Origin of the sequence: Pseudomonas sp. B21-053 (assembly GCF_026016365.1) — a bacterium.
Taxonomy (GTDB): Bacteria; Pseudomonadota; Gammaproteobacteria; order Pseudomonadales; family Pseudomonadaceae; genus Aquipseudomonas; species Aquipseudomonas nunensis.
Genome location: NZ_CP087205.1, coordinates 7,077,959 through 7,102,760, shown reverse-complemented (window position 1 = coordinate 7,102,760; position 24,802 = coordinate 7,077,959). Strand labels below are relative to the sequence as shown.

The following is a 24,802-nucleotide window of genomic DNA, read 5'->3' as shown; positions in this document are numbered from 1 at the left end:
GGTAGCCAGTCATGTCTCTAGAAATCGTTATCCTCGCTGCCGGCCAAGGCACTCGCATGCGTTCGGCGCTGCCCAAGGTTCTGCACCCGATTGCCGGCAACTCGATGCTGGGCCATGTTATCCACAGCGCCCGGCAACTTGATCCACAGCGCATTCACGTGGTGATTGGCCATGGCGCCGATGCCGTGCGGGATCAGCTGGCGGCGGATGACCTGAATTTCGTGTTGCAGGACAAGCAACTGGGCACCGGTCACGCAGTGGCCCAGGCCGTCCCCTTCATCACCGCTGATACTGTGCTGATTCTGTACGGTGACGTGCCGCTGATCGAAGTCGAAACCCTGCAACGCCTGCTCAAACAGGTTGCGCCACAACAACTCGGCCTGCTGACCGTCGAGCTGGATGACCCGACCGGTTACGGCCGTATCGTGCGTGATGCCGACGGCAAGGTCACGGCTATCGTCGAGCAGAAAGACGCCAGCGAGGCCGAGCGCGCGATCACCGAAGGCAACACTGGCATTCTGGCCGTACCCTTTGAGCGCCTGGGCGACTGGATGAGCCGCCTCTCCAACAACAATGCCCAGGGCGAGTACTACCTGACCGACGTGATTGCCATGGCGGTCAGTGATGGTCTGGTGGTGGCCACGGAACAACCCGTTGATGCCATGGAAGTGCAGGGCGCCAACGACCGTAAGCAACTTGCGGAACTCGAGCGTCACTACCAGCTGCGCGCCGGTCGCCGTTTGATGGCCCAGGGTGTGACCTTGCGCGATCCGGCACGCTTCGATGTACGCGGTGAAGTCACCGTTGGCCGCGATGTGCTGATCGACATCAACGTGATCCTTGAAGGCAAGGTGGTGATCGAAGACGACGTGGTCATCGGTCCGAACTGTGTGATCAAGGACAGCACCCTGCGCAAAGGCGTGGTGATCAAGGCCAACAGTCACATTGAGGGCGCGATCCTCGGTGAAGGCAGCGATGCCGGTCCGTTCGCGCGTTTGCGTCCAGGCACCGTGCTTGAAGCGCGTGCCCATGTGGGTAACTTTGTCGAACTGAAAAACGCGCACATGGGCGAGGGTGCCAAGGCTGGTCACCTGACTTACCTGGGCGATGCCGAAATCGGCGCGCGCACTAACATTGGCGCCGGCACCATCACCTGCAATTACGACGGCGCGAACAAGTGGAAAACCGTTTTGGGTGAAGATGTGTTCATCGGCTCCAACAACTCGTTGGTGGCGCCTGTGGATATCTCGGCGGGCGCAACCACGGCGGCGGGTTCGACCATCACGCAGAATGTGGATAACGCGCAATTGGCCGTAGGCCGCGCACGGCAGAAGAACATCGACGGCTGGAAGCGGCCGGTGAAGATCAAGAAGAGCTGAGTTATCCACAGTTCATAAGATCAAAAGATCGCAGCCTTCGGCAGCTCCTACCGGGTGAACACACATCAACTGTAGGAGCTGCCGCAGGCTGCGATCTTTTTTTATGGGTTATCCACAGCTATCTACTTAAATGGCGATTGCCATTCCGCTCCCAACGGGGTCAATGGCAGTGTGCGTGCGGCTATTTTGTACAGCATGCGCAGGCCGAGATCCGACCGCTGGGACAGTCGCGTCAGGCGCATGACCCAGGCCACTTGAGCGTGCGACACCTTGACCGTCCTGGCGGGATTCCCATGGACCTTACGCAACGTCAACAACGCCAGACCAATCGTCCACAGATTAAATCGCCGAATGCCCGCGTGGCTGGCCGGGATGAGCAGGGCGTATTGCAGCGCCTGCTGCAAATGGGAGTGAGCGGTGCCAATCAGTTCCGCCAGCGCCCGTGTGTAGTTCAGGTCATCTTGCCCCGCCTTTAGCTGCGCGAGCTGGACACCATGCTTGGCAAGCAGGTCCCGAGGCAGCCAGCAAGCGCCCCGCAGACGGTCGTCCCACTGATCCTTGAGGATGTTGGTCAACTGCAGACCCGTACCAAACGAAACAGCCAATCGATGCAGGTTTTCCCGTTGGGGTAACAGGCTAGGTTCAACATCGATGAAAAACTCGGTCAGCAGTTTTCCCACGACTCCAGCGACGTAATAGCAATAACGATCCAGCTCTCGCTGTGTGGCTAAACCCTGCAAACCGGCATTCTCCTGAAACTCGCTCATGCCTTGGGTCATCACGCTCAGGCACTGCAAGATGACCTCTCGCTGAGAGGGTTTGAGGGTGCGGGTCACGGCCAACACCTGTGGCAGGTGCCGGACCAGATCATGTTCCGCCTGAAGGGTCTGATCCGTCAGGCACAGGCTCAACTCGTCACTGAAAGCCTGAGGATCTGCGCGGCCGGATACGGCATCCAGGTAGAGATTTTCGTAATAGCGTTTTTGTCCGGCAGTGAGCCCGGGTTCGTCTTCGATGGTATCGGCGATGCGACAGAGCAAGTAGGCGTTGGTGACTGCCGGGTAAAGTTCGGCGGGCAACTGGGTAATGGTCAAGGCGAACGTGCGAGATACTTGCGCGAGGATTTCATCCTGATAGCGGACAGGATCGATGGGGAGATTGGTCCGGGTTCGATTAACCAGCTCTTCACTGTGGATTGGCAGCTTGTGGCCGGTGCCTGGTTGCTGATTATTGTGATTCACCAGTATCAGTGATTCGTCCATGGCTTCAATCCACCTCAAGCGCTGAAATCGGGGCATGGCTCAGTTTGCAGTAACGCGCCAGCGCCCACATCGGAAAATACAACCCGTACCCCGGGCAAGTCATTTTTTATACGCGCATTGCGCTTAAAACTGCGCCCTTGCAGCAGTGACTGACTGCCTTCCGCTTATTGCCGGTCCCGCAGATAACGCGCGAGCCCCTTGACGAAGTTTCGCCAATAGGTTTTGATTGGTTACGTTATCTTTCGAATCGAAACTTACCAGCCCATGTCGAAGCGCAATACACCACAACGTCGCCATAACATCCTCGTTTTGCTCAATGAGCAGGGTGAAGTGAGCGTGGATGAGTTGGCCAAACGTTTCGAAACCTCGGAAGTTACGATTCGCAAGGATCTGGCGGCACTTGAAAGCAATGGTCTGTTGCTGCGCAGGTACGGTGGCGCGATCACCATGCCACAGGAACTGGTGGCGGATCTCGGCCAACCGGTTTCCAAGTACAAGCAAGCCATCGCTCGCGCCGCCGTCACGCGGATTCGTGAGCATGCGCGCATCATCATCGACAGCGGCAGCACCACGGCGGCCATGATCCCGGAACTCGGCCAGCAACCCGGCCTGGTGGTCATGACCAATTCGCTGCACGTGGCCAACGCCTTGAGCGAATTGGAGCACGAACCTGTGCTGTTGATGACCGGCGGCACCTGGGACCCTCATTCCGAATCCTTTCAAGGGCAGGTCGCCGAGCAGGTACTACGCTCTTACGACTTCGACCAGTTGTTCATCGGTGCCGATGGCATCGATCTGGTGCGTGGCACCACCACCTTCAACGAATTGCTGGGCTTGAGCCGTGTGATGGCTGAAGTCGCCCGGGAAGTGGTGGTGATGGTGGAGGCCGACAAGATCGGCCGCAAGATCCCCAACCTGGAACTGCCCTGGAGCAGCGTCCATACCCTTATTACCGATGATCGCCTGCCGCTGGAGGCACGGGATCAGATTCAGGCTCGCGGTATCAACTTGATTATCGCGGCTGTCAGTCAGGAGAAATAGCATGTGTGGAATTGTCGGCGCAGTCGCAGAACGTAACATCACCGCCATCCTGCTCGAAGGTCTGAAGCGCCTGGAATACCGTGGCTACGACAGCGCCGGTGTGGCGGTCTTCACTAACGACGGGATCCTCGATCGCGTTCGTCGTCCGGGCAAGGTCAGCGAGCTGGATCAAGCCCTGGCGGAGGCGCCACTGATCGGTCGCCTGGGCATCGCCCATACCCGTTGGGCAACCCATGGCGCCCCTTGCGAACGCAACGCCCACCCGCATTTCTCCGGGCAGAACCTGGCCGTTGTGCACAACGGCATCATCGAGAACCACGAAGCCCTGCGTGAGCAATTGAAGGCTCAGGGTTATGTGTTCACCTCGGATACCGATACCGAAGTCATTGCCCACCTGCTGGCGCACAAACTCAAGGATCTGCATGACCTGACCGTGGCCCTCAAGGCGACCGTCAAAGAATTGCACGGTGCTTACGGCCTGGCGGTGATCAGTGCTGATCAGCCCGATCGTCTGGTCGCCGCGCGCAGTGGCAGCCCGCTGGTGATTGGCCTGGGCCTGGGGGAAAACTTCCTCGCTTCCGACCAACTGGCCCTGCGTCAGGTCACCGACCGCTTCATGTACCTGGAAGAAGGCGATATCGCCGAGATCCGCCGCGACAGCGTGCAAATCTGGGACATCGACGGTAAAGCCGTCGAGCGTGAAGCCGTGCAGTACGGCGACAATGCCGAATCCGCTGAAAAGGGCGAATACCGCCACTTCATGCTCAAGGAAATCCACGAGCAGCCTACGGTCGTGCAACGTACGCTGGAAGGGCGTCTGAGCCAGCAACAAGTGTTGGTGCAGGCCTTCGGTCCGGAAGCGCCCGAGTTGTTCGCCAAGGTTCGCAACGTACAGATCGTTGCCTGCGGCACCAGCTACCACGCCGGTATGGTCGCCCGTTACTGGCTCGAAGAGCTGGCCGGAATCCCGTGCCAGGTCGAAGTCGCCAGCGAATTCCGCTATCGCAAAGTCGTCGTTCAGCCTGACACCCTGTTCGTGACCATCTCCCAGTCCGGCGAAACCGCCGACACCCTGGCCGCCCTGCGCAACGCCAAGGAGCTGGGTTTCCTCGCCAGCCTGGCGATCTGCAACGTCGGCATCAGCTCGCTGGTGCGTGAATCCGACTTGACCCTGCTGACCCAGGCCGGTCGCGAAATCGGCGTGGCCTCGACCAAAGCCTTCACCACTCAGTTGGTCGGCCTGTTGCTGCTGACTCTGTCCCTCGGTCAAGTGCGCAATACATTGGCTCCCGGCGTCGAAGCCACGCTGGTGGAAGAACTGCGTCGCTTGCCAACCCGTCTGGGCGAAGCGCTGGCGATGGACAGCACCGTGGAAAAAATCGCCGAACTGTTCGCCGACAAGAACCACACCTTGTTCCTCGGTCGCGGCGCGCAATACCCGGTAGCGATGGAAGGGGCCCTGAAGCTCAAGGAAATCTCCTACATCCACGCTGAAGCCTACCCGGCCGGTGAACTGAAGCACGGTCCGTTGGCGCTTGTGGATAACGACATGCCAGTGGTCACCGTGGCGCCGAACAACGAACTGCTGGAGAAGTTGAAATCCAACCTCCAGGAAGTCCGCGCCCGTGGCGGAGAGCTGATCGTCTTTGCTGATGAAAAAGCCGGCATGACCAATGGCGAAGGTACCCACGTGGTTCAGATGCCGCACATCCACGACATCCTGTCGCCAATCCTCTACACCATCCCGCTGCAGTTGCTGTCGTACTACGTGGCGGTGTTGAAAGGCACCGACGTTGACCAGCCGCGTAACCTGGCGAAGTCGGTGACGGTGGAATAAGTTATCCACAACTGATGCAGAAGTGGTTTTAGAGAATTAAAACTGTCGCAGGACCTGGTGAGGCCATCACGACGGTCTCCTGCGACAGTTTTGACGCTCTAGGGCATCATGCCTGGCCAGCGTTTTGGCTGACAGAGACAGCCCTGCGCTTCCTTCATCGAAGGCTCAAACCTAAGAATTCCGAGTATCAAACTGTCCTCAGTTCATGACTGATGGCTCGGGCGAGACGTTGCTGGGCTACAGCAAATGGTCCAATCCTGCTGCTGAGTCTTTCGCCGCCACAATCAGCCTCTCTTCCTCCCATCCCTCCCGTGCCGCCGCCGACAGACCGAGCATCGTTACGGCGACATAGTCCACGATCCGCTTTGGCTCCGGGACGTCGCTCGCTTTGAGAAAACTCAACACCCGGTCACGGTTTTCGCCCGCAATCTGTGTAGCAGCGGTGCCCCATTCCGTTGTCCCAGCCTTGGCGTGTTCGAGAATGAAGCAGCCCCGCCGATCAGGATGGGCGGCGTAAGCATGCGCGGCAGCCACAAGCATGTCGCCCAAGGCAATCCTGGGCGATTGGCCGGGGATCAGGAAGCGATCCAGCGGCACTACGGTGGCGGAGTAGTGTTTCAACGCGCCCTTGAAAAAAGCTGATTTGCTGCCGAACGCAGTATAGAAGCTGGGCGCAGTGATCCCGATTGCCTCAGTCAGCTTGGCGACGCTCACATTTTCGTAGCCGTACTGGTGAAACAGATGCTGTCCGACTTGGATCGCCGCGTCGAGCTCGAACTCGCGCGGCCGGCCACGGGATCGCTTAATTACGTTAGTGTCCATTACAAAAACCCTTTACTTCTGATGGCTCGCATTAATATAGTGGTTAATAACGTAAATAACCACTTCCTCCATAGCCAAGGCTTCAGGCGGGGGATTCCATCAGATTTAAAGGCGGATCATGAAACAGTCCTCATCACTAATCCCGATCGAAAGGACAGCCAATAAAAGCTCGGCCCTGCCCGTCTCGGCATTGTCCGGTCTCGCAGCCAGTGGCTTCCTCTGCATCGTTACCGAGACGCTCCCCGCAGGCCTGTTGCCACAGATAGCCACCGGCCTCCGGGTCTCTGAAGCTATCGCAGGGCAGCTTGTTGTTATCTACGCGATTGGATCGCTGTTGGCAGCGATCCCACTCACGAGTTTGACGCAAGGCTTTCGTCGAAGACCGGTGCTGCTCGCCGCGATCATCTGCTTTGTGATCGGCAATACGTTGACAGCGCTGTCCGAATCTATTGGCGTGGTGTTAATTGCGCGCTTTATCGCTGGGTGTGCAGCGGGGCTCGCATGGGGAATGCTCGCTGGCTATGCGCGCAGCATCGTGCGTCCGGATCAGACTGGACCCGCAATGGCGGTAGCCATGGTGGGGGTCCCATTGGCGCTGGCGCTGGGTGTTCCTATGGGCACGTTCTTGGGGGGCTTGGTAGGCTGGCGCGGATCGTTTTTAACCCTTACAGCGTTGGGTGTCATGTTGCTCGCGTGGATCATCGCGAAAGTACCCGACGCTGCGGGTCGCACTGGCGACAATCGCCCCTCGATACTTAGCGTCATTGGTACGAAGGGCATCATACCGATCCTGCTCGTCATTCTGACCTGGATGACAGCTCACAACATTCTCTACACCTACATTGCGCCCTTCGCAACAGCTGCTCATTCGCGCATAGATCTCGTCTTGCTTGCATTCGGAGTTAGCTCGCTGCTCGGCATTTGGATCGTCGGTCGCCTGGTAGATCGCATGCTCCGCCGAATGACACTTCTAGCGATCGGCTCGTTCGCCCTGATTGCAGCCCTCCTGAGTATTGCAGGAGAACAAAGCACCGTTGTCTACGCCGCTTCCGTTATCTGGGGCCTGGGCTTTGGTGGGGCTGGGGCGATGATGCAGACGGCGTCGGCAGACGCGGCCGGCGATGGCGTGGACTTGGCGCAGGCAATGGTGACAACTGCGTGGAATTCTGCGATCGCAGCCGGTGGAGCGCTCGGCGGAATGTTGCTCACGAGCGGGGGGACACCCATGCTGCCGCCCGCTGTATCTGCACTCGCATTGCTCGCCTTCGTGATCGCCCTGTTGGCACGTCATTTCGCCTTTCCCCCTGGTCATCGCGCTCAGGCACGCCGTTGACCTGGTCCAGATTTATAGTCCAACAGAAGGCAAAAAACGTATGAAGAAGAATGCGATCGCGCTTGCATTTGCCCTTTCGGCATTTGTCACTGTCGTTGCGCCGATTCAGGCTGCACCGCACCCAATCAAAGCTGTCGCACAGGAGGAGTTTCCGATCCCCGACGGGTTTACCGGAGGATACGAAAAGGTTGACGGAGTGAATTTACATTTTGTGCGCGGGGGTAAAGGCCCGCTCGTCCTGCTTGTCCACGGATTTGGACAAACATGGTATGAGTGGAATCGCCTGATGCCGCAGCTTGCGGAGCACTATACCGTCGTAGCAGTCGATCTGCCTGGTCTTGGGCTGTCAGATCCACCGCAAACGTCTTACACCGGCGTGGACATCTCAGAGTATCTCCACAAACTCGCCAAACGTTTGAGTCATGACAAGCCCTTCTACCTTGTTGCCCACGATATAGGCATCTGGAACAGCTATCCGATGGTCGCGCGTTATCCGATGGATATTGTTAAGGCGGCCTTCCTCGAGGCGACAATTCCTGACGACACGCTTTACTCGCTCCCAGCGTTTGTCTCGACCGGAGAGGCCCCGGGCTGGCACCACAGTTTCTTCGCGGCCTCCGATCAACTGGCTGACGCGATGGTTAAAGGGAACGAGAGGTTGTTCCTCACACATTTCATCCGTCACCATGCGAGCAATCAAGAGGTGTTCACCGATGACCTGGTAGACAGTTATGTACGCTCATACTCGAAGGCCCAGACCTTCCACAGCGCGTTTGAATATTACCGAGCGCTACCTCGGTCGATTGTGCAGAACCAGGAACTGGCGAAAACCAAGGTAACGATGCCCGTTCTTGCCGTTGGTGGTGGCGGTAATGGCGGATTCGGCGACCAGCAGCCGGAGAACATCCGTCGGTACGCTGCCAACGTTGAAGCGCATGTGTTACCCGGCTGTGGCCACTGGATTCCAGAGGAATGCGCGCCAGCGCTGAACCCTTTGATCAAGTCGTTCTTGGCGCGGCCATGAGGGAGTAAGTAGCGGCGGTATCAACAGGGCCTAAGTGGGCCTGTACTCCTCGTTGATGATTCATGTCCCGCCGGCGGAGTTGGTCAACGTAGCTCAAAGCCTTGTCGTTCCTGGCTGCGACAGTTTTAATTCTCTGAATCCACTTATAGAGGTCGCTGCGGAGTGCCTGATGACGGCTGTTAAACACAGCCGCTCAGGGCACAAATTCCACCCGCAGCCCTCTGCTCGCACTGCGACCCTGATCATCGCTGACGCGCAATTGATACATCCCGGACTTGCCCGGCCGCCAATTCAGCGCGGTCTGCGGCGGGCCTTGGCCGATCAGCGTCTGATCGGCAAACCAATAGAGATTTAACGCATCACTGGCTGCATTGGCGCTCAGGGAGATGCTGTCCTGTGGCTGGGAAAGACGCAGCTGATAGCTGACCTGGGTGAGGGGCGACCTGATTTGTGGCGCCTCGCTCTGATCGCTGACGGCGTTGGGTTGGCAGTTTTTGACCACGTTGGGCGGGGCGCGCCGGGGCAAACCGGCGGCGCGGTACAGGCGTTGCACGTCGCTGGGCCAGAACTCGAAGACTTCTTCGCGGGTGTACTGCGGATCGAATGGCGCGCAGGCGGCTTTGCCGGTGCGGGTGTCGATCAGCATCGGGCGGTGCAGGTTGGACACGCGGATTGGAGAGACGCCGGGGATGTACCAGGTTTTGCGGGTCGATGGGCACCAGCGGTTGGGCAACTCACCGGACGCGGCGCAGATGTCGATTCGTGTCAGCCCGGCAGGCGGTTTGTCGACTCGATCCGCCACCGTCGGCAATGCCAAGGGCAGGGCGTCGGCGATGCGAAAGAACAGCGGTGCAGCGGTTTTCGCACCAATGAACGCCGGGTTGGGGCGACCGTCGAAGTTACCGACCCATACCACCAACACGTACGGCCCGACGATGCCCGCGCTCCAGGCATCATGGAACCCCCATGACGTGCCGGTTTTCCACGCGGTACGCCAGTGACGGCCGCGACTGTCGGCGGGTAAACCGTCGGGGCGCGGGTTGCGTCTGAGCATGTCACGCACCATGAACGCGGATTGCGGTGTCAGCAACGCAGCCCCGCTGCTCTGGGGTTGTTCGTTCAGATAACGCAGCGACCGCAAATGGCCGTCGCCAGCCAGCATCAGGTACAACCGCGCCAGCTCCTCGGCGGTCATCTCGCCGCCGCCCAGGGCCAAAGCCAGACCGTAATGACTTTCTCCGCGCAGCCCTTTGATCCCGGCCTGTTGCAAAAAACCATACAACGACGGGGATTTGACCTGGCCGGCCAGCCAAACCGCTGGAATGTTGCGGCTGCGAATCAACGCATCGCGCGCGGTCAGTGGGCCGACAAAACTGCCGTCGAAATTTTCCGGCTGGAAGTAACCGAAGCTACTCGGCATGTCCTTGAGGATGCTCATCGGGTGGATCAGTCCCTGGTCCAGCGCCAACCCATAGAGAAACGGCTTGAGGGTCGAGCCGGGAGAGCGCCGCGCCAGTATGCCGTTGACCTGTCCATGCAGGGCTGTGGATAAGTAGTCCGCCGAGCCGACCAGTGCCTTGACGCTCTGATCGCGGCTGTCCACCAGGATTGCCGTGGCGTTTTCGACGCCGGTGCTTTTGCGCTCAGCGATAAAACCTGAGATCAGACGTTCCAGCAACTGCTGCAAAGGCAAACTAAGCGTGCTGTTGAGCTCGTTGCCAGCCTGGGAGGCCAGCAACTGTTCGCTCAGGTGGGGTGCCAGAAATGGAATCTGCGAACGGTTGCGCGCCTCCAGCGGCAGCTCCAGCAAACTGCTGTTGCGCGGATCGTCCGGATAGGCCTCGCGCCAATCCGCCATCAATCGCAAGCGCGCGTTCTGCAGCGATGGCCCGAAACTGGCGCGGCGTCCCGGTTGCTGGGGAATCACCGCCAGCGCCAGGGCTTCGGACAACGACAACTGCGCCGCCGCTTTGCCGAAGTAAATCCGGCTGGCCGCTTCGGCGCCTTCGATGTTTCCGCCCATCGGTGCCAGATTGAGGTAGGCCTCCAGAATCTCGTGTTTGCTGTAACGCGCCTCCAGCCACAAGGCCAGGGCCATTTGTTGCAGCTTGCCGGGGATCTGCCGGGTGTTGAGGTCCCACAGGCGTCGCGCCAGTTGCATGCTCAACGTCGAACCGCCCTGACGCTGACCCCCGCTATAAGTGGCCGTGGCCGCGCGCAGCAGCGCCGGAGGATTGATCCCCGGATGCCAGTAGAAGTTGCGGTCTTCCTTGAGCAGCAGCGCCTCGACCAACGACGGCGAGATGCGCTCCAGTGGCAGCCAGAGTCGATACTGGCCGTCGGCGGCCAGGGTCATGCGCAGCAGCGATCCGTCGTCCGCCAGCACTTGGCGCGATGAGGACATCGCTTCGGCCAGCAGTGCATGGGGCCACACTCTTAGCCCCAGCAAAACCACCCCCACCGCTAATCCAATCGCCAGCAGGGGTTTGAATCGTCGCACCGGGTTGCTCAAGGTTTGACGATTTCAAGCTGACCGACTTTGCCACGGCCTTGCAGAGTGGTCTCGTACATACCTTCGGCGTAGGCCGGTGGCGTGTTGAAGGTCCCGGCATTGGTGGCACGCACACGGTAGACGAAGGTGCCGACATCGCGTCGCGCCGTACCGTAGAACACCACGCGATCATCGCGCACGTCGATGTAGTCCGGATGCCAGTCACTCAACGCGCTTTCACCGACAGGAGGCTGCCAGGCTTCGGATTCTTCGCTGTCTTCGGAGTATTGCGACTCCTCGTCTTCCTCGCTGGCCGCTTTTGGCTCCGGTGGCAGGCGATACACCGGCTCGACCCCACCCGGCAGCAAATCGACGATCGCCACTTGCTGGACTTGATCACGGTCGGTGGCGCGCAGTCTTAGGCGCACCAGGAACTCATCGCCGACACTCACTTTGCTGACTGCTTTGCCGTCCAGGTCGAGGTATTCGTGGATGATCTCCAGGCCATTGTTGATTGGCTTGAGGGTGCCGCGATCAAACCCGGCCTCGCTGAACATGTAGAACGCGGCCGGGCCGTCGGTTTTTTCCATCAGCAGTTTTTTCGTGCCGACCGGTACGGCAGCGCGAGGCGGCTGACCCGCCATTTCCAACAGTTGTTGCTGCTTGTCGCCCAACCACGCCGAGGCCTTGAGGGTCATGTCGCTTTGCGCGCGCTGGCCGTAGTTGTCCAGGCCTCGCAACAACAGCGCGGCGGACAGCGAGTTGTAACGCTGCTCGTTGAGGCGCTTGCCGAGTTTATCCAGCAGGTTCACCGGTACATCGTCGAGCAACTCCGGGAAATGGCGGCTGAGCAAATGCAGGTGCTCGGCGTCGTGCACCAACGGGTCGTAATACAAACCGTCGCTTTCCCAGCCGTCGGCGATGGTGCGCCACGGGATCTTGCGGAACAGCGCATCGGCCTGACTGTCCTGCTTGAGCAATTTGTAGCTGGCGGCGAGGTATGCGGCGCCCAAATCGTTTTTCCAGGTGTCCTTGAAGTAGGTTTGGTAACGCTCGCGTATATCGCTCAAGGCGCCACTGGCCAGAATCCCCTGGCGGCTCAACAAGTAACTGGCGTACGCGCGGTTGCGCAACTCCGACCGGCCTTCGCTCGGGCCGTTGGCCAAGTCGGTGAGGTAGGCGTTGGCGCGCACCAGCAGGTCTTCCGGTACCGGCAAGCCACGCTCCTTGGCTTCGATCAGGAAGTCGGTGGCGTACAGGCTGGCGTATGGCGCGACGTCCGGGCTGGCCGCCCACAGGCCAAAACCGCCGGCCTGATTCTGCCGCTGACGGAGCATCCGCACCGCGCCGGCAAAGGCTTGTTCCGCTTCGGGTGCCGTGCCGCCCCAGATCAACGCCGGCATCGCCTTGGACACCAACTGCTCGGTGCAGGCGTAACCGTAGTCATCCAGGTAATGCTTGAGGCCATTGGCCCAGACCAGCGGCGAGGCGGCGACCCCCACTTGCACATTGCGCAGTTGCGGGAACAGGTCGCGGGTGAGTTTCAGCTCTTTGCTGGCGCTGTCGAAACGGCCGAGGCTGAGGGCCACCCGGTGCTCGCTCAACGGCCGGATCGAGGTGGTTTCCGCGACCTGGATACGTTTGCCGTCCGGCAGCACCGCGATAAAGCGCAAATCCGCCGAGCCGAGGTTTTCCAGGACCTTGATGCGGAACTCCGCCACGCCTTCCTTGCGCGGTTGCAGCTCCAGGGTGTTGTTCTGAGCGCCTTCGACTTTCAGCCCGCTGCTGGTTTGCAGCTCGAATTTCACCTTGGCCGCCGTGTCGAGGTTGCTGAACACGCCGGCGCTGACGCTGAACACATCGCCGGGCGCAACAAACGCCGGCACGTTCGGCGTGATCACCAGTGGCCCGCGCACATCGGTGGTGGCTTCACTGACGCCGACGCTGTCGGCATCCACTGCAACGGTAAACAGATGCAGCTTGCCGTTGAAGCTGTCTGGAACCTGGTAATGCAGAACGGTTTCCCCGGCCGGCAAGTCGACCAACCCTGACCACCAGGCCACGGGTGGCTGGTGTTTGCGCTTGAACGGGTTGAGGTGAGAAGCCAAGGCGTTTTCGGTATCGCCGCCCGGCGCTGCGCCACTGAGCAAGCGGCTGAATTCCGGCAGGATCAGGTCAAGAATCTGACTGGTGCCGACTTCCAGCGCGCGTTTCTGGAAGAAGTGACTCAGCGGGTCCGGCGCCTTGTAGCGCGCGACTTGCAGGATGCCTTCGTCCACCGCGTAGACCACGGCGCGGGAAGGTCGGTCAGCCGTGACTTTGATATCCAGCACTTGCCCCGGCTCGATTTTCGTCGGGCCTTCGACCTTCAGCGCCATGCGCCGTGCATCGAGGTTGATGCTGAACGGCACCACGCCGTAGGACAGTGGGCTCATATAAACCTCGGACGAACCGATGTCCCGCACGAACTGCACGTTGATGTAGGCGTTGCCTTCAATCCCGGCGGGCACACGGATGTGCTGCACGCTGTTGGTGCTGTCGGCCTTGAACCATTGCTGGGTGTAGACCTTGTCACGCTCGATGGTGATCAAACCGGCACCGGTGTAAGGCGCGCGAATGCTGATCGCAATCTCTTCGCCAGTGGCATAGCTGCGCTTGTCCAGGCGCAATTGCAATTCAGCGTTGCGCTCCAGGGAACGCGAGGTGTTGGCGCGCCCGGCGACGCTGTAGTCGATGGCGTTGAGGACGTTGCCGTTGGGGTCCTTCAATTGCAGGGTGTAATCGCCGGGGGTGGCGGTGTTAAGCGTCTGTTGGGCGCCGCCCTTGCCCAAGGCCAGGGGCGCGGCAGGTTGGCTGATGTTCTTGACCCGGGACTCGTATTTGTAGGTGCCGTTGGCTTGTTTGATCAACACCGAGACATAGCGATGTTCCACCAGTTCGGTGCTCAGACCATCCACTGCCCGTGGCGAGAGGTCCGGCGCGATGGCCAGCCATTGCACTTGGCGCAGGGTGTCCTTGGCGACGTAGCCGAGGGCATCCTGGCTTCTCACGCCCACCAGATAAGGCGCGGAGGACACCAGCAGACTGCTTTGGGCCGCGACGTTACGGCCACCTTCGGCTTCATAGACCTGGGTCATGACTTGCAGGCGATAGGTGCTGTTGGCAAAGCGTTGCAGGTCGAGGTCGAGCACTGCCTGGCCGTTATCGTCGGCCTCGGCCTCCGCCAAGTCCTCGGAACTGGCTTCTTCCAGGGCATCGCGTAGGTGGAATCGATAATCGGGGTAACGATCAAACGCCGCCGCTGTGGGGTTCAGGGACATTTTTGCTGTCACACGGCGACCCGCCGCCGGGGCACCGAACAGGTGCAGGGCGGTGACCTTGGCCACCACTTGGTCGGGCGGAATCCAGCCGACAACCGGTGTGTCATGCAGGGTCAGGCTGACCTTCATGCGGTCCGGCTCGAAGTCGCGAACCTTGAAGCTGACGCTGCCCAGGTCGGTGCGCGACTGCTTCTCACCGATCAGTTGCAGGGTCGCGGTGTAATCTCCCGCTGGCGCGACTTCGCTGCTGGCGAAATCAAAGCTTTCAAAACCTGAGGCCGACAGTTTGAGGGGCTGGCGAATGACTTCCATGCCCCGTGGGTCGAGGATTTTCAGCTCCACCGGCAGGCCTTGCAAACCTCCTTTCCAGTTGCCGCTGCGCACGATCATGCTCAGGTGAGCCGTTTCGCTGGGGCGATAGAGGCCACGGTCGGTAAACAGGTAGGCGCTCAAGCGCTCGGTGGCGCCGTCTTCTTCCAGGCCGCCGACGTCGAAACGTGACAGGTCCAGTTGCTGGGACTGGCGGGCAATCGGCAGGAAAGACTGGTCGTTGCCGCGGGTCACCACGTACATCAGCGGGGTTTTCTCACGGCGCAACTCATCGAGTTTGGCGAAGTGCACATGGCCGTCGGCGTCGGTTCTGCCGCTGCTCACCGGCAAGCCGTTGCGGCCAATGATGTCGACCTGGGCCTCGGTCACGGGCGAGCCATTGCCGATGGATTGCACGTAGACATCATGGCTGCCGTCGCTGGAGCGTTTGGCGATGATCCCCAGGTCGGTCACCACAATGAAGCGCAGGTCGTCGGTGGTGTTGCGTGAATAGCGGTCGAAAGTTCGTTCGGACGGCTCGTCCTGCGAACTCAACTTGAGCACGAAAATACCCCGGCGCCCGCCATTGGCGTTGAGGTAGCGGCTGAGGTCGACGTTGTCGTAAACGGTCTTCGACGGGTCGGCGGCGGACAGTGGAATGTCCAGCGACATGCGTTCGACCATCCGGTCGAAATAGTCATTGCTGAAGTTGGGCCGGGCGAAGCTGCCGCTGCTCTGGTCCACCAGGTGTTGCAACTGGTTGGGCAGCAAACGGGCGATTTCCACATGGGCGCCGGGTACGCCACGGGCCATGAAGCCCAGGCGTTTCTCGCCGTTGAGGCTCAGCAGTGCGCCGTCGGACATGAACTGCAACGTGCGCGGGTAGGCCGGCATGCTTACCAGGGACGCCGTTGGATTCTTCGCCAGATAACCGCCGATGGCTTCGAGGTTGGCCGGGACGCGCACGTACAACGCACGACCCGCCGGCGCCTTGAACTTGAAGGCGTGCTGGGTGTTGAGTGGCTCGATGCTCGGCACGTGGGTCAGCGTGACCTTGGTGCTGCGGGCCAGCAGTTTTTCGTCGATATCTTTGGTGTACCAGGGCGTTTGATCGTCGGCGAGTTTTTCCGGCAGCAGCCAGGCTTGCACCTTGCCGGCCAGCATTTCGTCGGCCACGGCGCTGGAACTGCTGAACATGATCACGGGTTCAGGCTCGCCACGGTCGTTGTCGACGAACAGAACCTCGGCATTGCCGAAGGTCAGGCGATAGCGACCCGGCACGACGACTTCAGTGATTAGCGGTGCAGGGCTGACGTTGCCGCCGTCCCGGGCCTTGATGCCTTCATCGAGCTTGATCATCACTGAAACGCTTTCCAGCGGTGTCGCGAGGGCGGCGGAGCGGATGTAGGCGTTGAGTTTGTGTTCGTCGAAGCTGATCTCAGGCTTGTTCGGGGCCTGGGCATCGCGATAAGCCAAGCCTTTACCGAGGGTGACTGTCACGCGTTTACGCAAGCTTTCTTCGTCCACCGGGTGGGTGAAGCGAAAGGTCGCGACGTGCTGTTTCAGCGTCGGGTTGACCGGATCTTGATACAGCTCGCTTTGGGTCAGGCGGCCGCCAAAGGATGAGGTGGTCACCTTGCTACTGTATTGGTTCAGCAGCACGCCATCGGCCAGCAGGTTTTTCTTCGCGAGGTCGAGGCTGTACTCGGCGTTGATCGGCCAGTCCTGATCCGGTACGAACACCAGGTTGCGATCATCGGCCCAGCGCCAGTTACCTTTGACGGCGGGTTTGAGGATGATGCCTTTGGTGACCGGTTTACCGATGTCCTGCAACGGCGCCACGGATTCATTGAAGCGGATTTGCAGGTGATCGATGGTGGGCGGCGTTTCGGTGTAGACCGTCAGGTTCGGCGAGTGCACCGAATAGGTCACGGTGTGCGGTTGCGGCAGGTTGGAATACCAATGCCAGCCGTAAAACCCGGCGGCCACCAGCAGCGCCAGTCCCAGCCCGGCACCGGCAATCTGCTTTGGATAAGGCCGCGCCTTGTGCCCCAGCGCTACCAGACGTTTGCCAAGGGCCGGCAGCCAGGCGGGCGGCTGCCATTGACCAAAGAGCGATTTAAGCAGCCAGCCCAAGAGGCTGAAAAGCGCACCCATGACTGTTAAAAAAACACCGAAAAAACGGCGGCTGGTTTTTTTGAACGAGTCGAACATGATGCGCATCCTTGGCAAAGTGCGCATATCCTACACGCGAACCTCCAAAGTGTTGCGAGGCTTTTATCTCAAGGCTTTCAGGTCCACCAATACCGCACCAAATGAAAGAAAATCGGCGCTGCAAAGCACACTGAATCCAGCCGATCCAGCATGCCGCCATGCCCTTCGATCATGTGCCCCCAATCCTTCACGCCGCGATCACGCTTGATCGCCGACATCACGATGCCGCCGGCAAAACCCAGCAGGTTGATCAGCAGCGCGATCAAGAACGACTGCCACGGGTTGAACGGCGTGGTCCACCACAAGGCTGCGCCGATCAGCGACGACAGGAGCACGCCGCCGACGAAGCCTTCGACGGTTTTTGACGGTGACAGGTTGGGTGCGATTTTGTGTTTGCCGAACAGCTTGCCGCACACGTACTGCAGCACGTCCGACAGCTGGACCACGATCACCAGGTAGGCGATGAGCAAGAGGTTGCGACCTTCATAGCCGACGATGTCGAGGGTCAGCAGGGCGGGTACGAACGACACGCAGAACACTGCGATCATCAAGCCCCACTGCACTTTCGAGGCGCGTTCGAGGAAGTGCGTGCTGTCGCCGCCCAGCGAGGCAAGGATCGGCAGGAGCAAGAACACGTACACCGGGATGAAGATCGAAAACAGCCCGTACCAGTCGAAATAGATCAGCAGGTATTGCAGCGGTAGCGCCAGGTAAAACGCCGCCACCAACGCGGGATAGTCGCTGCGCCGGGTCGGCGTGAGGGTGAGGAATTCACGCAGGGCGTAGAACGACACTGCGTAAAACAGCAGGATCACCGCGCCGGTGCCCAGCCAGAAGGCAATGCCGATTACCACCACCATCACCCACCAGGCGTTGATGCGGGCGTTGAGGTTGTCGACCACCGCATTCGGCGTGCCGCGGGTGCGCAGTTTGAGAATCAGGCCAATCAGCGAGGCCAGCACCAGAATCATGCCGATCCCGCCGAACAGCATCAGGGTTTGTCGATCCATGTCAGGAATGCTCCGGGGCGAGGGCCAGCAGGGCGTCGCGGCTGCGGGTCAGGAAGTGCTCTTTGCTCTCGTCTTCTTCCAATTGCAGCGGAGCACCGAAACTGGTGGTGCACAGCAGCGGCAATGGCAGCACCCGGCCTTTGGGCATGACTCGATTGAGGTTGGCGATCCACACCGGAATCACCTGGGCCTGTGGGTAACTTTTGGCCAAGTGGTACAGGCCGCTTTTGAATGGCAGCAAGCCGTCCTCCAGATTGCGCGTGCCTTCGGGAAAAATGATCAGCGAATCGCCGTTTTCCAGGGCATCGAGCATCGGCTGCAACGGGTTATCCACAGGGTCCTTGCGTTCGCGATCGATCAACACGCCGTTAAACACCCGGCTGATGATGTAGCGGCGCACGGCGCTTTTATTCCAATAATCGCTGCCGGCCACCGGTCGCGTCAGTTTGCGCAGGGCCGGAGGGAGCGAAGCCCACAGCAGCACGAAATCGCCGTGGCTGCTGTGGTTGGCGAAGTAAATCCGTTGCACCGGTTCCGGCGCGCAGCCCATCCACAGGCTGCGGGCGCCGGTGACGGTGCGGGCCATGGAGGTGATGAGGGTGGCGACCACAGGTTCGAACATGAATGATTTCCTTATCCGGCGAAGGACAGCCAAGGGCTGGCCAGGATGACCGCCAATGCGGGCAGTACCTGCGCGAGCAGTAGGACCGCCTGGTTACGCAGCAGTTTCAAAGCCCCGCGTTGACGTTCGGCCCAAGGCCGGCCGGCGCGGCTGGCCGGTTGCAGTCCGAGGCTTTGCAGGGCCTGGTCGAGGGCTTGAGTGCGGTCTTGCGGTGCGTCAGCGTCGCGGGCGATAAGCGCAAACAGGTCAGCATCGAAGGCCACTCGAAACGCCCAGTATTTTTGCAACAGACCCACGACGATCAGCCAGGCACTGAGGCTCACGCCCAGCGTCACCGGGGTGATCAGCAGCAGTTGCAGCAATCCGAACAACAGCCCCAGCACGGTCAGCCATGTGGATAACTGATCGAGGGTGCGGCCCCGGCGCAGCAGGCTGGCAACCACCTGCAATTCCATATCAACCGGCATAGGCGTTCTCCAATGCTTGGCGATGGGCCGGGTGCAACACCACGTTCGGGCGTGCGGCGCGGATCATCGCGACGGCGGCATCGACGTTGGTCGCTCGACCGCTGTGCAACAACCACGCGGCGACCGCCGTGGCGCTGCGCGAATAACCCAACGCGCAGCAGACCAGCAGCGGGCCTTGCTGGCGCAGTTGTTCAATGGCTTGGGCCGCGGCGAGGCATTGCTCGGCATTCGGTGCCGTCAGGTCGAGGACCGGGATGCTTTGATAGGCGCGGCCTCGTGGATTGAGCGGCAGCTCGGCGCAGAGATCGACCACGGCTTTGAACGGCGCCAACTGATCCGCGTCGGGCAGCCTGCCGAGCCAAACGTTATCCACAACCTCATTGGGTTGTGGATGTTTGCGGGTCCACAGCCGTGAATTGATCCACGCCGCCGCGACGTAAGGCGCGAACAACCAACGGGCGGCCGGGCTCAGGCGTCCGTCGGCGCGTTTCTGAAACCCGGCAGCGTCGAACAGTGCGTAGTTCAGCGCCACCAACAGCAACGCGACGGCAGGCCAGATCAGCCACAACCATCCACCGCCGAGGGCAAAGGCTGGAATCGCGAATATCGCGGCACCCACGCCGTAACGCAGGGCCAGCCGCCAGCGCTTCGAATCCTGGGCCAGTCGCAGGCTGCTCAAGGGACTCGGCCGATCCAGCGGCCACAGCCACACGCACAGCCAGCCGGCGAGGGCGCCTGTGGGTAAGTCGATAAAGTGATGTTGATAAGTGGTCAGCACCGAAATCCCGATCAGCGCAAACCAACCGTGCACCAGCCAGCGCCACACGCCTTGCGAGTGCCGTTGGTACATGACCCACAGAATCACCAGCAGCGCGATGTGCAGCGACGGCGCCTGATTGAACGGTTTGTCGAACCCCGCCAGCACTGCGAACAGCCAGCCGAATACGCCGTCCAGTTCCGGCCGCTCGAAGGTGAAGCGCAACGGCCACAGCAGGAAGCAACTGACCGAAATCACCTGAGCGCTGAGCAGGCGCAGCGCGTGGCGCTTGAGTTCATGGCGGCTGTCGGGCAGCAGCAGCGAAAAGCCGTACAGCAGATCAATCGTCCAGTAGGGCACGATGGTCCACGCCCAAAAAGGCATGGCGCTTTCCCAGTCGAAAACGAAAGTGCCGACGTCGCTGCGCTGGTTCGTCACCCAGGTGGCAAAGCCGTAGCTGGCGAAAAACAGCGGCGCCAGCAACAACAGCCAAAGCACGGCTGGTTTGAGCAAACCCGGTTCTCGGGGGGCCGCCACCATCATTGCACCCGTTGCGCGAGAGACACGGTAAAGATCCCCCATTCATCCACACGCTGGGTGATTTTGCGGAAACCCGCGGCTTCCACCAGTTGATCCATTTCCGCCTGGCTGCGCCGACGCATGACCCACGCCTGTCCCTGACGGTGACTGGTGAGGGCGCGGGCGATCAATTCCAGCTGCGGGTGCCACGGTTGACCGGTGTAAACCAGATAACCACCAGGCTCCACGGCTTCGGCCAGACCGGCCAGGGAGCCGCCGACCATCGTGTTGTCGGCAAACAATTCATACAGCCCCGAAACCACCGCCAGTGTTGGCTTGGGTTCCAGCGCCGCCAGATCGGCGCGGTCGAACGCATCGCCTTTGACGAATTGCGCAATGTCGGCCAAGCCTTTATCGCGGATCAGCGCACCGCCGTCCCGTACGTTAATGTCGCTGTAATCGCGCAGCAGGATCGATTCCGGCAACGGATTGACGCCTTGCAAGGCTTCAAGAATGTAGCGGCCATGGCCGGCGGCGATGTCGACGATGCGCACCGGGCGGCCTTCGTCGCGCAGTTTGCCCATGGTCAGGCGCAGCAATTCTTCGACGTTGAGTTTGCGCTGGCGAATGCCACGCCAGCCGATGGAGTTCAGGTAGTTCTGATCAATCATCCGCCCGAGCCCGCCCTTGCCGGTGGGCTGGTTGCGGTACACGTAATCGAGGGTGCTGCCGGAGTCGAAACCGGTGTCGAAGCCCAATTTCACGCCATCGGACAATTTGCTGCCCAGACGCATGCTGGCGCGGGTCATGCGCCAGTACAGATCACGCAACGAGTTGTGCGGCAGTGGGGCGGCGAGGGATTCGGATTCGGCGCAGGTCAGGCCGATTTTGTCAGCGTCGAGCAAGGACGCGCGGTCCAGCGGGTAGTCGAAGTTTTGCAGGATAAAACGCTTGGCGCTGGCCACGGCCACGGCGCGATCACGCTCACCGAGGGTGTCGTGGAAGAAGCCCGGGAGGATGTGTTTTTCCTTTTTCAGGCTGCCCAGGCGTTCGAAAAACTGTTCCTGGGGTTTGCGGTGGACCACAAAGTCCGAGCCGGAAATCAGCAATTGAGTCGGCACCTGAATCGCCTGGGCGTCAGCCACCACACGGTCGGCGGCTTCGTACAAGCCGAGCAGCACATTCACCGAAATCGCCTTGGTGATCAGCGGATCGCTGTCGTAGGACGACACGCGTTCCGGGTCGTGGCTGAGAAACTTCGCCTTGACGTAGCTGTTGACGAAAAAGTTGCCGCGAAACTTGCGCATCAGCGCCAGGCCCGGGCGGGCGAACGGCACGTAGAGCTTGACCTTGAACGCTGGCGAGGCGAGCACCAGTGCACGAATGCGCGGCGCGTAGTCGTGGACCCAGGTTGAGACGATCACCGCGCCAACGCTCTGGGCGATCACCGCCATGTTTTCTTCGTCGATCTCGTAAGTCGCGCTCAGGTGATCGCAAAAGGTCTGCACGTCACGCACGCTGGTGGCGAAACTCGGGCTGTCGCCGCGCGCACCAGGTGATTGGCCATGGCCACGGGCGTCCCAGGCAAAGAAGTCGAAACCCGGCAGGTCCAGTTCTTCCACCAAGTGGGCGATGCGCCCGGAATGTTCATGGCCGCGATGAAACAGCAGCACTGCCTGGCGCGGTTCGCCCGGCGTGGCGCCGGTGGCCGGCCAGTGACGATAGAACAGCTCGACGCCGTCGTGGGTGGTGAAGGTCTGCTGCTGGGTTTCGCGCATTGCATGCTCCATATGCTAGAGGGTCCATCTGCTGGGGACGGCTTTACGCCGAGGGAACGTTTTCCTGCACTTCTTTAAGGCCCTGACGGACCCGGTTGACCAAGGTGTAAGCCAGCAGGACGGCGACCACCCCAAACACAACGTTAATCCACAACGCGCTGATCCAGCCAATAGCGATGCCGGTGGCCAGGACGCCCAGGACAAATGCCCGATCGCTTTTGCCCATCGGGCCGTCATAGCGCCGCGACGCGCCGACCATTGGCCCGAGGACGCCACTGTACTCGCTGAACAATGCCAGCAGCGTGACCGACAGCACAATCAATACGCTCACGTCGGCAATCAGCGCAAACGGCAGGATCAGCGCGCAGTCGGCGACGATATCGCACAGCTCATTCAGGTAGGCGCCGAGACGCGACTGTTGGCCGAATTCCCGGGCCAGCATGCCGTCGATGGCGTTCAGCGCCATGCGCAGGATCATCCACACGGGAATCAGCACGAACACCCACAGGTGCTGGGCGAAACAGGCAATTGCGACGCCCACCACTACCGAAATCACCCCGGCCAGCACGGTAATTTGATTGGCGGTGGTGCCGTTATCGAACAAGCGTTGCACCAGCGGTCGCAACAGATTCTGGAACGCCGGTTTGAGTTGGTAAATGGAGGGCATCGGGGGATGGTCTCGGCAATTGAAAGCGTGAACGTTCAGGGTTATACGTCACAATAATCAGAATGCCACTAAAACCCGTCTTTCAGCGAATCCAGGGCCTGTCGGAAATCCTCGGTCCCGCGTTTTTCAGTGCTCAGGAGTCAACCGATGGACCGATTCCAGGAAATGCAGGTATTCGCCGCCGTCGCCCAGGCGCAAGGCTTTTCGGCGGCGGCGCGGCGTCTGGGGATGTCGGCGGCCAGCGTCACCCGCGCGGTGGCGGCGCTGGAGAAACGCATCGGCACGCTGCTGCTGACACGCACCACCCGCAGCGTGCATTTGAGCGAAGCGGGCCAGCGTTACCTGGAGGATTGTCGGAGAATTCTGGCCGAGGTGCAGGAAGCCGAGGATTCGGCGGCGGGCAGTCATACCCAGCCGCGTGGGCAACTGACGGTTACCGCGCCGGTGTTGTTCGGTGAGATGTTCGTGACGCCGCTGATGGTGGGTTATCTCGATCAATTTCCTGAAGTCACCATCAACGGCGTGCTGGTCGATCGTGTGGTGAGCATGGTCGAGGAGGGAATTGATGTCGCTGTGCGCATTGGTGAACTGCCGGACAGTAATCAGCACGCGATTCGGGTCGGCGAGGTGCGGCGGGTGATTTGTGCGTCGCCGGCCTACCTGAACGCTCATGGACGGCCTCGGCATCCTGAAGAGTTGTCCGGAGCGCGGGTTGTCGCCCCGTCGTCCATCGGCCAACAACGTAGCTGGCCCTTTCTCGATAAAGGCCAGTCGTTGAGCGTTCGTCCTGACCCGCAACTGGTGGTCACGACCAACCAGGCCGCCATCAATGCCGCTTGCGTGGGCCTGGGGTTTACCCGCGTCCTGTCCTATCAAGTGTCGAGCAAAGTCGCGGCCGGTGAGCTGGAAATCGTGTTGGCGGACTTTGAATTGCCAGCGCTGCCCATTCACGTGGTGTACCAGGGCGGGCGCAAGGCCCCGGCGCGGATTCGTAGTTTTGTCGATTTTATGGTCAAGGCACTGCGCGAACATCCGGCTTTGGGCTGATGGCACAAACCCCTCTGGGAGCGGGCTTGCTCGCGAAAGCGGTGGATCAGCCAACATCCCTGTTGAATGAAAAATAGCATTCGCGAGCAAGCCCGCTCCCACAGGGATGGTCATGCAGGCTTGGCTTTATTGCACTGACTGAAATAATGGATTGCGAATGCTGGTTATTCTGTTGTTTTAGTGACAGGTAGATGATGGCTGCCATCGGTGCTGATCAATCTTTGAACGGCACCACCACCCAGCGGAGTCGATCATGCACGCCATCAAACTCTACAACTTCCCTCGTTCCGGCCACGCTCACCGTGCGGAGCTGATGCTGTCCCTGCTGCAACTGCCGACCGAGCTGATCCTTGTCGATCTGGCTAAAGGCGCGCACAAGCAGCCGGAATTCCTGGCGCTCAACTCGTTTGGCCAGGTGCCGGTGCTGGACGATCAAGGCGTGGTGCTGGCCGACTCCAACGCCATCCTGGTGTACCTGGCGCAGAAATATGGCAACGGCCGCTGGCTGCCGACGGATCCGGTCGGTGCAGCAAAGGTTCAGCGCTGGTTGTCGGTGGCGGCCGGGCCGATTGCTTTTGGTCCCGCCAGAGCGCGGTTGATCACGGTGTTTGGTGCGTCCTTCAACGCTGATGAAGCGATTACGCGTTCACATGACCTGCTCAAGGTGATGGATCAGGAACTGGCCCACAGCGAGTTTCTGGTGGGCAATGAGCCGACCATCGCTGACGTTTCCGCTTACAGCTACATCGCCCATGCACCGGAAGGCAATGTGTCGCTGGCAGATTACGCCAACGTGCGCGCCTGGCTGGCGCGGATCGAAGCCTTGCCCGGGTTTGTCGGCATGCCGCGCACCGCCGCTGGCCTACAACAAACAGCCTGATAATCGCTTTCGTTAACGCTGCG

General features: G+C 60.4%; 17 protein-coding genes. 7 read left to right on the top strand and 10 right to left on the bottom strand.

Annotation, left to right across the window (positions count from 1 at the left end; genetic code table 11):
- The first annotated feature begins 11 nt into the window (after window positions 1-11).
- Complete coding sequence (glmU, locus tag LOY68_RS31975; RefSeq protein WP_265042033.1) at window positions 12-1,379, top strand: bifunctional UDP-N-acetylglucosamine diphosphorylase/glucosamine-1-phosphate N-acetyltransferase GlmU; 1,368 nt, start codon at window positions 12-14, stop codon at window positions 1,377-1,379.
- A gap of 122 nt (window positions 1,380-1,501) precedes the next feature.
- Here glmU and LOY68_RS31970 read toward each other — a convergent pair whose 3' ends face one another.
- Window positions 1,502-2,641: a phytoene/squalene synthase family protein gene (locus LOY68_RS31970; protein WP_265042031.1), complete on the bottom strand. Its 1,140-nt coding sequence runs from the start codon at window positions 2,639-2,641 to the stop codon at window positions 1,502-1,504.
- 264 nt (window positions 2,642-2,905) lie between these two features.
- On the opposite strand from LOY68_RS31970, the gene LOY68_RS31965 reads away from it, so the two are divergent.
- Window positions 2,906-3,682 (top strand): DeoR/GlpR family DNA-binding transcription regulator, encoded by a 777-nt coding sequence (locus LOY68_RS31965; RefSeq protein WP_054617142.1) that lies wholly within the window; start codon window positions 2,906-2,908, stop codon window positions 3,680-3,682.
- A gap of 1 nt (window position 3,683) precedes the next feature.
- Window positions 3,684-5,519: a glutamine--fructose-6-phosphate transaminase (isomerizing) gene (gene glmS, locus LOY68_RS31960; protein ID WP_163910539.1), complete on the top strand. Its 1,836-nt coding sequence runs from the start codon at window positions 3,684-3,686 to the stop codon at window positions 5,517-5,519.
- 237 nt (window positions 5,520-5,756) lie between these two features.
- On the opposite strand, the gene LOY68_RS31955 is transcribed toward glmS, so the two are convergent.
- On the bottom strand, window positions 5,757-6,341 hold the full coding sequence (locus LOY68_RS31955; RefSeq protein ID WP_265042028.1) for a TetR/AcrR family transcriptional regulator: 585 nt from the start codon (window positions 6,339-6,341) through the stop codon (window positions 5,757-5,759).
- Window positions 6,342-6,459: 118 nt separating this feature from the next.
- Here LOY68_RS31955 and LOY68_RS31950 point away from each other — a divergent pair, with 118 nt between their 5' ends.
- Window positions 6,460-7,674: an MFS transporter gene (locus tag LOY68_RS31950; RefSeq protein ID WP_265042026.1), complete on the top strand. Its 1,215-nt coding sequence runs from the start codon at window positions 6,460-6,462 to the stop codon at window positions 7,672-7,674.
- Between the two features lie 40 nt (window positions 7,675-7,714).
- A complete protein-coding gene (locus LOY68_RS31945; protein WP_265042024.1) occupies window positions 7,715-8,698 on the top strand; it encodes an alpha/beta fold hydrolase in 984 nt (327 codons plus the stop codon).
- A 193-nt stretch (window positions 8,699-8,891) separates the two neighbouring features.
- Here LOY68_RS31945 and pbpC read toward each other — a convergent pair whose 3' ends face one another.
- The 8 genes from pbpC to LOY68_RS31905 form a co-directional block, all read right to left on the bottom strand.
- Complete coding sequence (gene pbpC, locus LOY68_RS31940) at window positions 8,892-11,102, bottom strand: penicillin-binding protein 1C (protein ID WP_265045850.1); 2,211 nt, start codon at window positions 11,100-11,102, stop codon at window positions 8,892-8,894.
- A 104-nt stretch (window positions 11,103-11,206) separates the two neighbouring features.
- Window positions 11,207-17,032, bottom strand: coding sequence for an alpha-2-macroglobulin family protein (locus LOY68_RS31935; RefSeq protein ID WP_265042022.1), 5,826 nt, complete (start codon window positions 17,030-17,032; stop codon window positions 11,207-11,209).
- Between the two features lie 77 nt (window positions 17,033-17,109).
- Window positions 17,110-18,042, bottom strand: a complete 933-nt coding sequence (locus LOY68_RS31930; RefSeq protein WP_163910545.1) for a phosphatidate cytidylyltransferase — start codon at window positions 18,040-18,042, stop codon at window positions 17,110-17,112.
- A gap of 1 nt (window position 18,043) precedes the next feature.
- On the bottom strand, window positions 18,044-18,664 hold the full coding sequence (locus LOY68_RS31925; RefSeq protein ID WP_054617125.1) for a lysophospholipid acyltransferase family protein: 621 nt from the start codon (window positions 18,662-18,664) through the stop codon (window positions 18,044-18,046).
- 11 nt (window positions 18,665-18,675) lie between these two features.
- A complete protein-coding gene (locus LOY68_RS31920) occupies window positions 18,676-19,131 on the bottom strand; it encodes a hypothetical protein (protein WP_265042020.1) in 456 nt (151 codons plus the stop codon).
- Window positions 19,121-20,431 carry a phosphatase PAP2/dual specificity phosphatase family protein gene (locus tag LOY68_RS31915; protein WP_265042018.1) on the bottom strand — a complete coding sequence of 437 codons (1,311 nt, stop codon included), beginning with the start codon at window positions 20,429-20,431 and terminating at the stop codon, window positions 19,121-19,123. The genes LOY68_RS31920 and LOY68_RS31915 overlap by 11 nt, the downstream gene beginning before the upstream one ends.
- Complete coding sequence (locus LOY68_RS31910) at window positions 20,428-22,185, bottom strand: bifunctional alpha/beta hydrolase/class I SAM-dependent methyltransferase (RefSeq protein ID WP_265042016.1); 1,758 nt, start codon at window positions 22,183-22,185, stop codon at window positions 20,428-20,430. The genes LOY68_RS31915 and LOY68_RS31910 overlap by 4 nt, the downstream gene beginning before the upstream one ends.
- Window positions 22,186-22,228: 43 nt before the next feature.
- Window positions 22,229-22,852, bottom strand: coding sequence for a CDP-alcohol phosphatidyltransferase family protein (locus tag LOY68_RS31905; RefSeq protein ID WP_054048184.1), 624 nt, complete (start codon window positions 22,850-22,852; stop codon window positions 22,229-22,231).
- Window positions 22,853-22,999: 147 nt separating this feature from the next.
- Here LOY68_RS31905 and LOY68_RS31900 point away from each other — a divergent pair, with 147 nt between their 5' ends.
- Together LOY68_RS31900 and LOY68_RS31895 are read left to right on the top strand one after the other, a co-directional pair.
- Window positions 23,000-23,899, top strand: a complete 900-nt coding sequence (locus LOY68_RS31900; protein WP_265042014.1) for a LysR family transcriptional regulator — start codon at window positions 23,000-23,002, stop codon at window positions 23,897-23,899.
- A gap of 253 nt (window positions 23,900-24,152) precedes the next feature.
- A complete protein-coding gene (locus LOY68_RS31895) occupies window positions 24,153-24,779 on the top strand; it encodes a glutathione S-transferase family protein (protein WP_054048188.1) in 627 nt (208 codons plus the stop codon).
- Window positions 24,780-24,802 lie beyond the last annotated feature (23 nt).

Excerpts from the sequence above, each read along its gene's own strand:
- glmS (WP_163910539.1), top strand. The coding sequence starts at position 3,684 with ATGTGTGGAATTGTCGGCGCAGTCGCAGAACGTAACATCACCGCCATC.
- glmU (WP_265042033.1), top strand. The coding sequence starts at position 12 with ATGTCTCTAGAAATCGTTATCCTCGCTGCCGGCCAAGGCACTCGCATG.
- LOY68_RS31965 (WP_054617142.1), top strand. The coding sequence starts at position 2,906 with ATGTCGAAGCGCAATACACCACAACGTCGCCATAACATCCTCGTTTTG.
- LOY68_RS31925 (WP_054617125.1), bottom strand. The coding sequence starts at position 18,664 with ATGTTCGAACCTGTGGTCGCCACCCTCATCACCTCCATGGCCCGCACC.
- LOY68_RS31905 (WP_054048184.1), bottom strand. The coding sequence starts at position 22,852 with ATGCCCTCCATTTACCAACTCAAACCGGCGTTCCAGAATCTGTTGCGA.
- LOY68_RS31945 (WP_265042024.1), top strand. The coding sequence starts at position 7,715 with ATGAAGAAGAATGCGATCGCGCTTGCATTTGCCCTTTCGGCATTTGTC.
- pbpC (WP_265045850.1), bottom strand. The coding sequence starts at position 11,102 with ATGTCCTCATCGCGCCAAGTGCTGGCGGACGACGGATCGCTGCTGCGC.
- LOY68_RS31900 (WP_265042014.1), top strand. The coding sequence starts at position 23,000 with ATGGACCGATTCCAGGAAATGCAGGTATTCGCCGCCGTCGCCCAGGCG.
- LOY68_RS31970 (WP_265042031.1), bottom strand. The coding sequence starts at position 2,641 with ATGGACGAATCACTGATACTGGTGAATCACAATAATCAGCAACCAGGC.
- LOY68_RS31950 (WP_265042026.1), top strand. The coding sequence starts at position 6,460 with ATGAAACAGTCCTCATCACTAATCCCGATCGAAAGGACAGCCAATAAA.
- LOY68_RS31955 (WP_265042028.1), bottom strand. The coding sequence starts at position 6,341 with ATGGACACTAACGTAATTAAGCGATCCCGTGGCCGGCCGCGCGAGTTC.
- LOY68_RS31920 (WP_265042020.1), bottom strand. The coding sequence starts at position 19,131 with ATGCCGGTTGATATGGAATTGCAGGTGGTTGCCAGCCTGCTGCGCCGG.
- LOY68_RS31910 (WP_265042016.1), bottom strand. The coding sequence starts at position 22,185 with ATGCGCGAAACCCAGCAGCAGACCTTCACCACCCACGACGGCGTCGAG.
- LOY68_RS31935 (WP_265042022.1), bottom strand. The coding sequence starts at position 17,032 with ATGTTCGACTCGTTCAAAAAAACCAGCCGCCGTTTTTTCGGTGTTTTT.
- LOY68_RS31930 (WP_163910545.1), bottom strand. The coding sequence starts at position 18,042 with ATGGATCGACAAACCCTGATGCTGTTCGGCGGGATCGGCATGATTCTG.
- LOY68_RS31895 (WP_054048188.1), top strand. The coding sequence starts at position 24,153 with ATGCACGCCATCAAACTCTACAACTTCCCTCGTTCCGGCCACGCTCAC.
- LOY68_RS31915 (WP_265042018.1), bottom strand. The coding sequence starts at position 20,431 with ATGATGGTGGCGGCCCCCCGAGAACCGGGTTTGCTCAAACCAGCCGTG.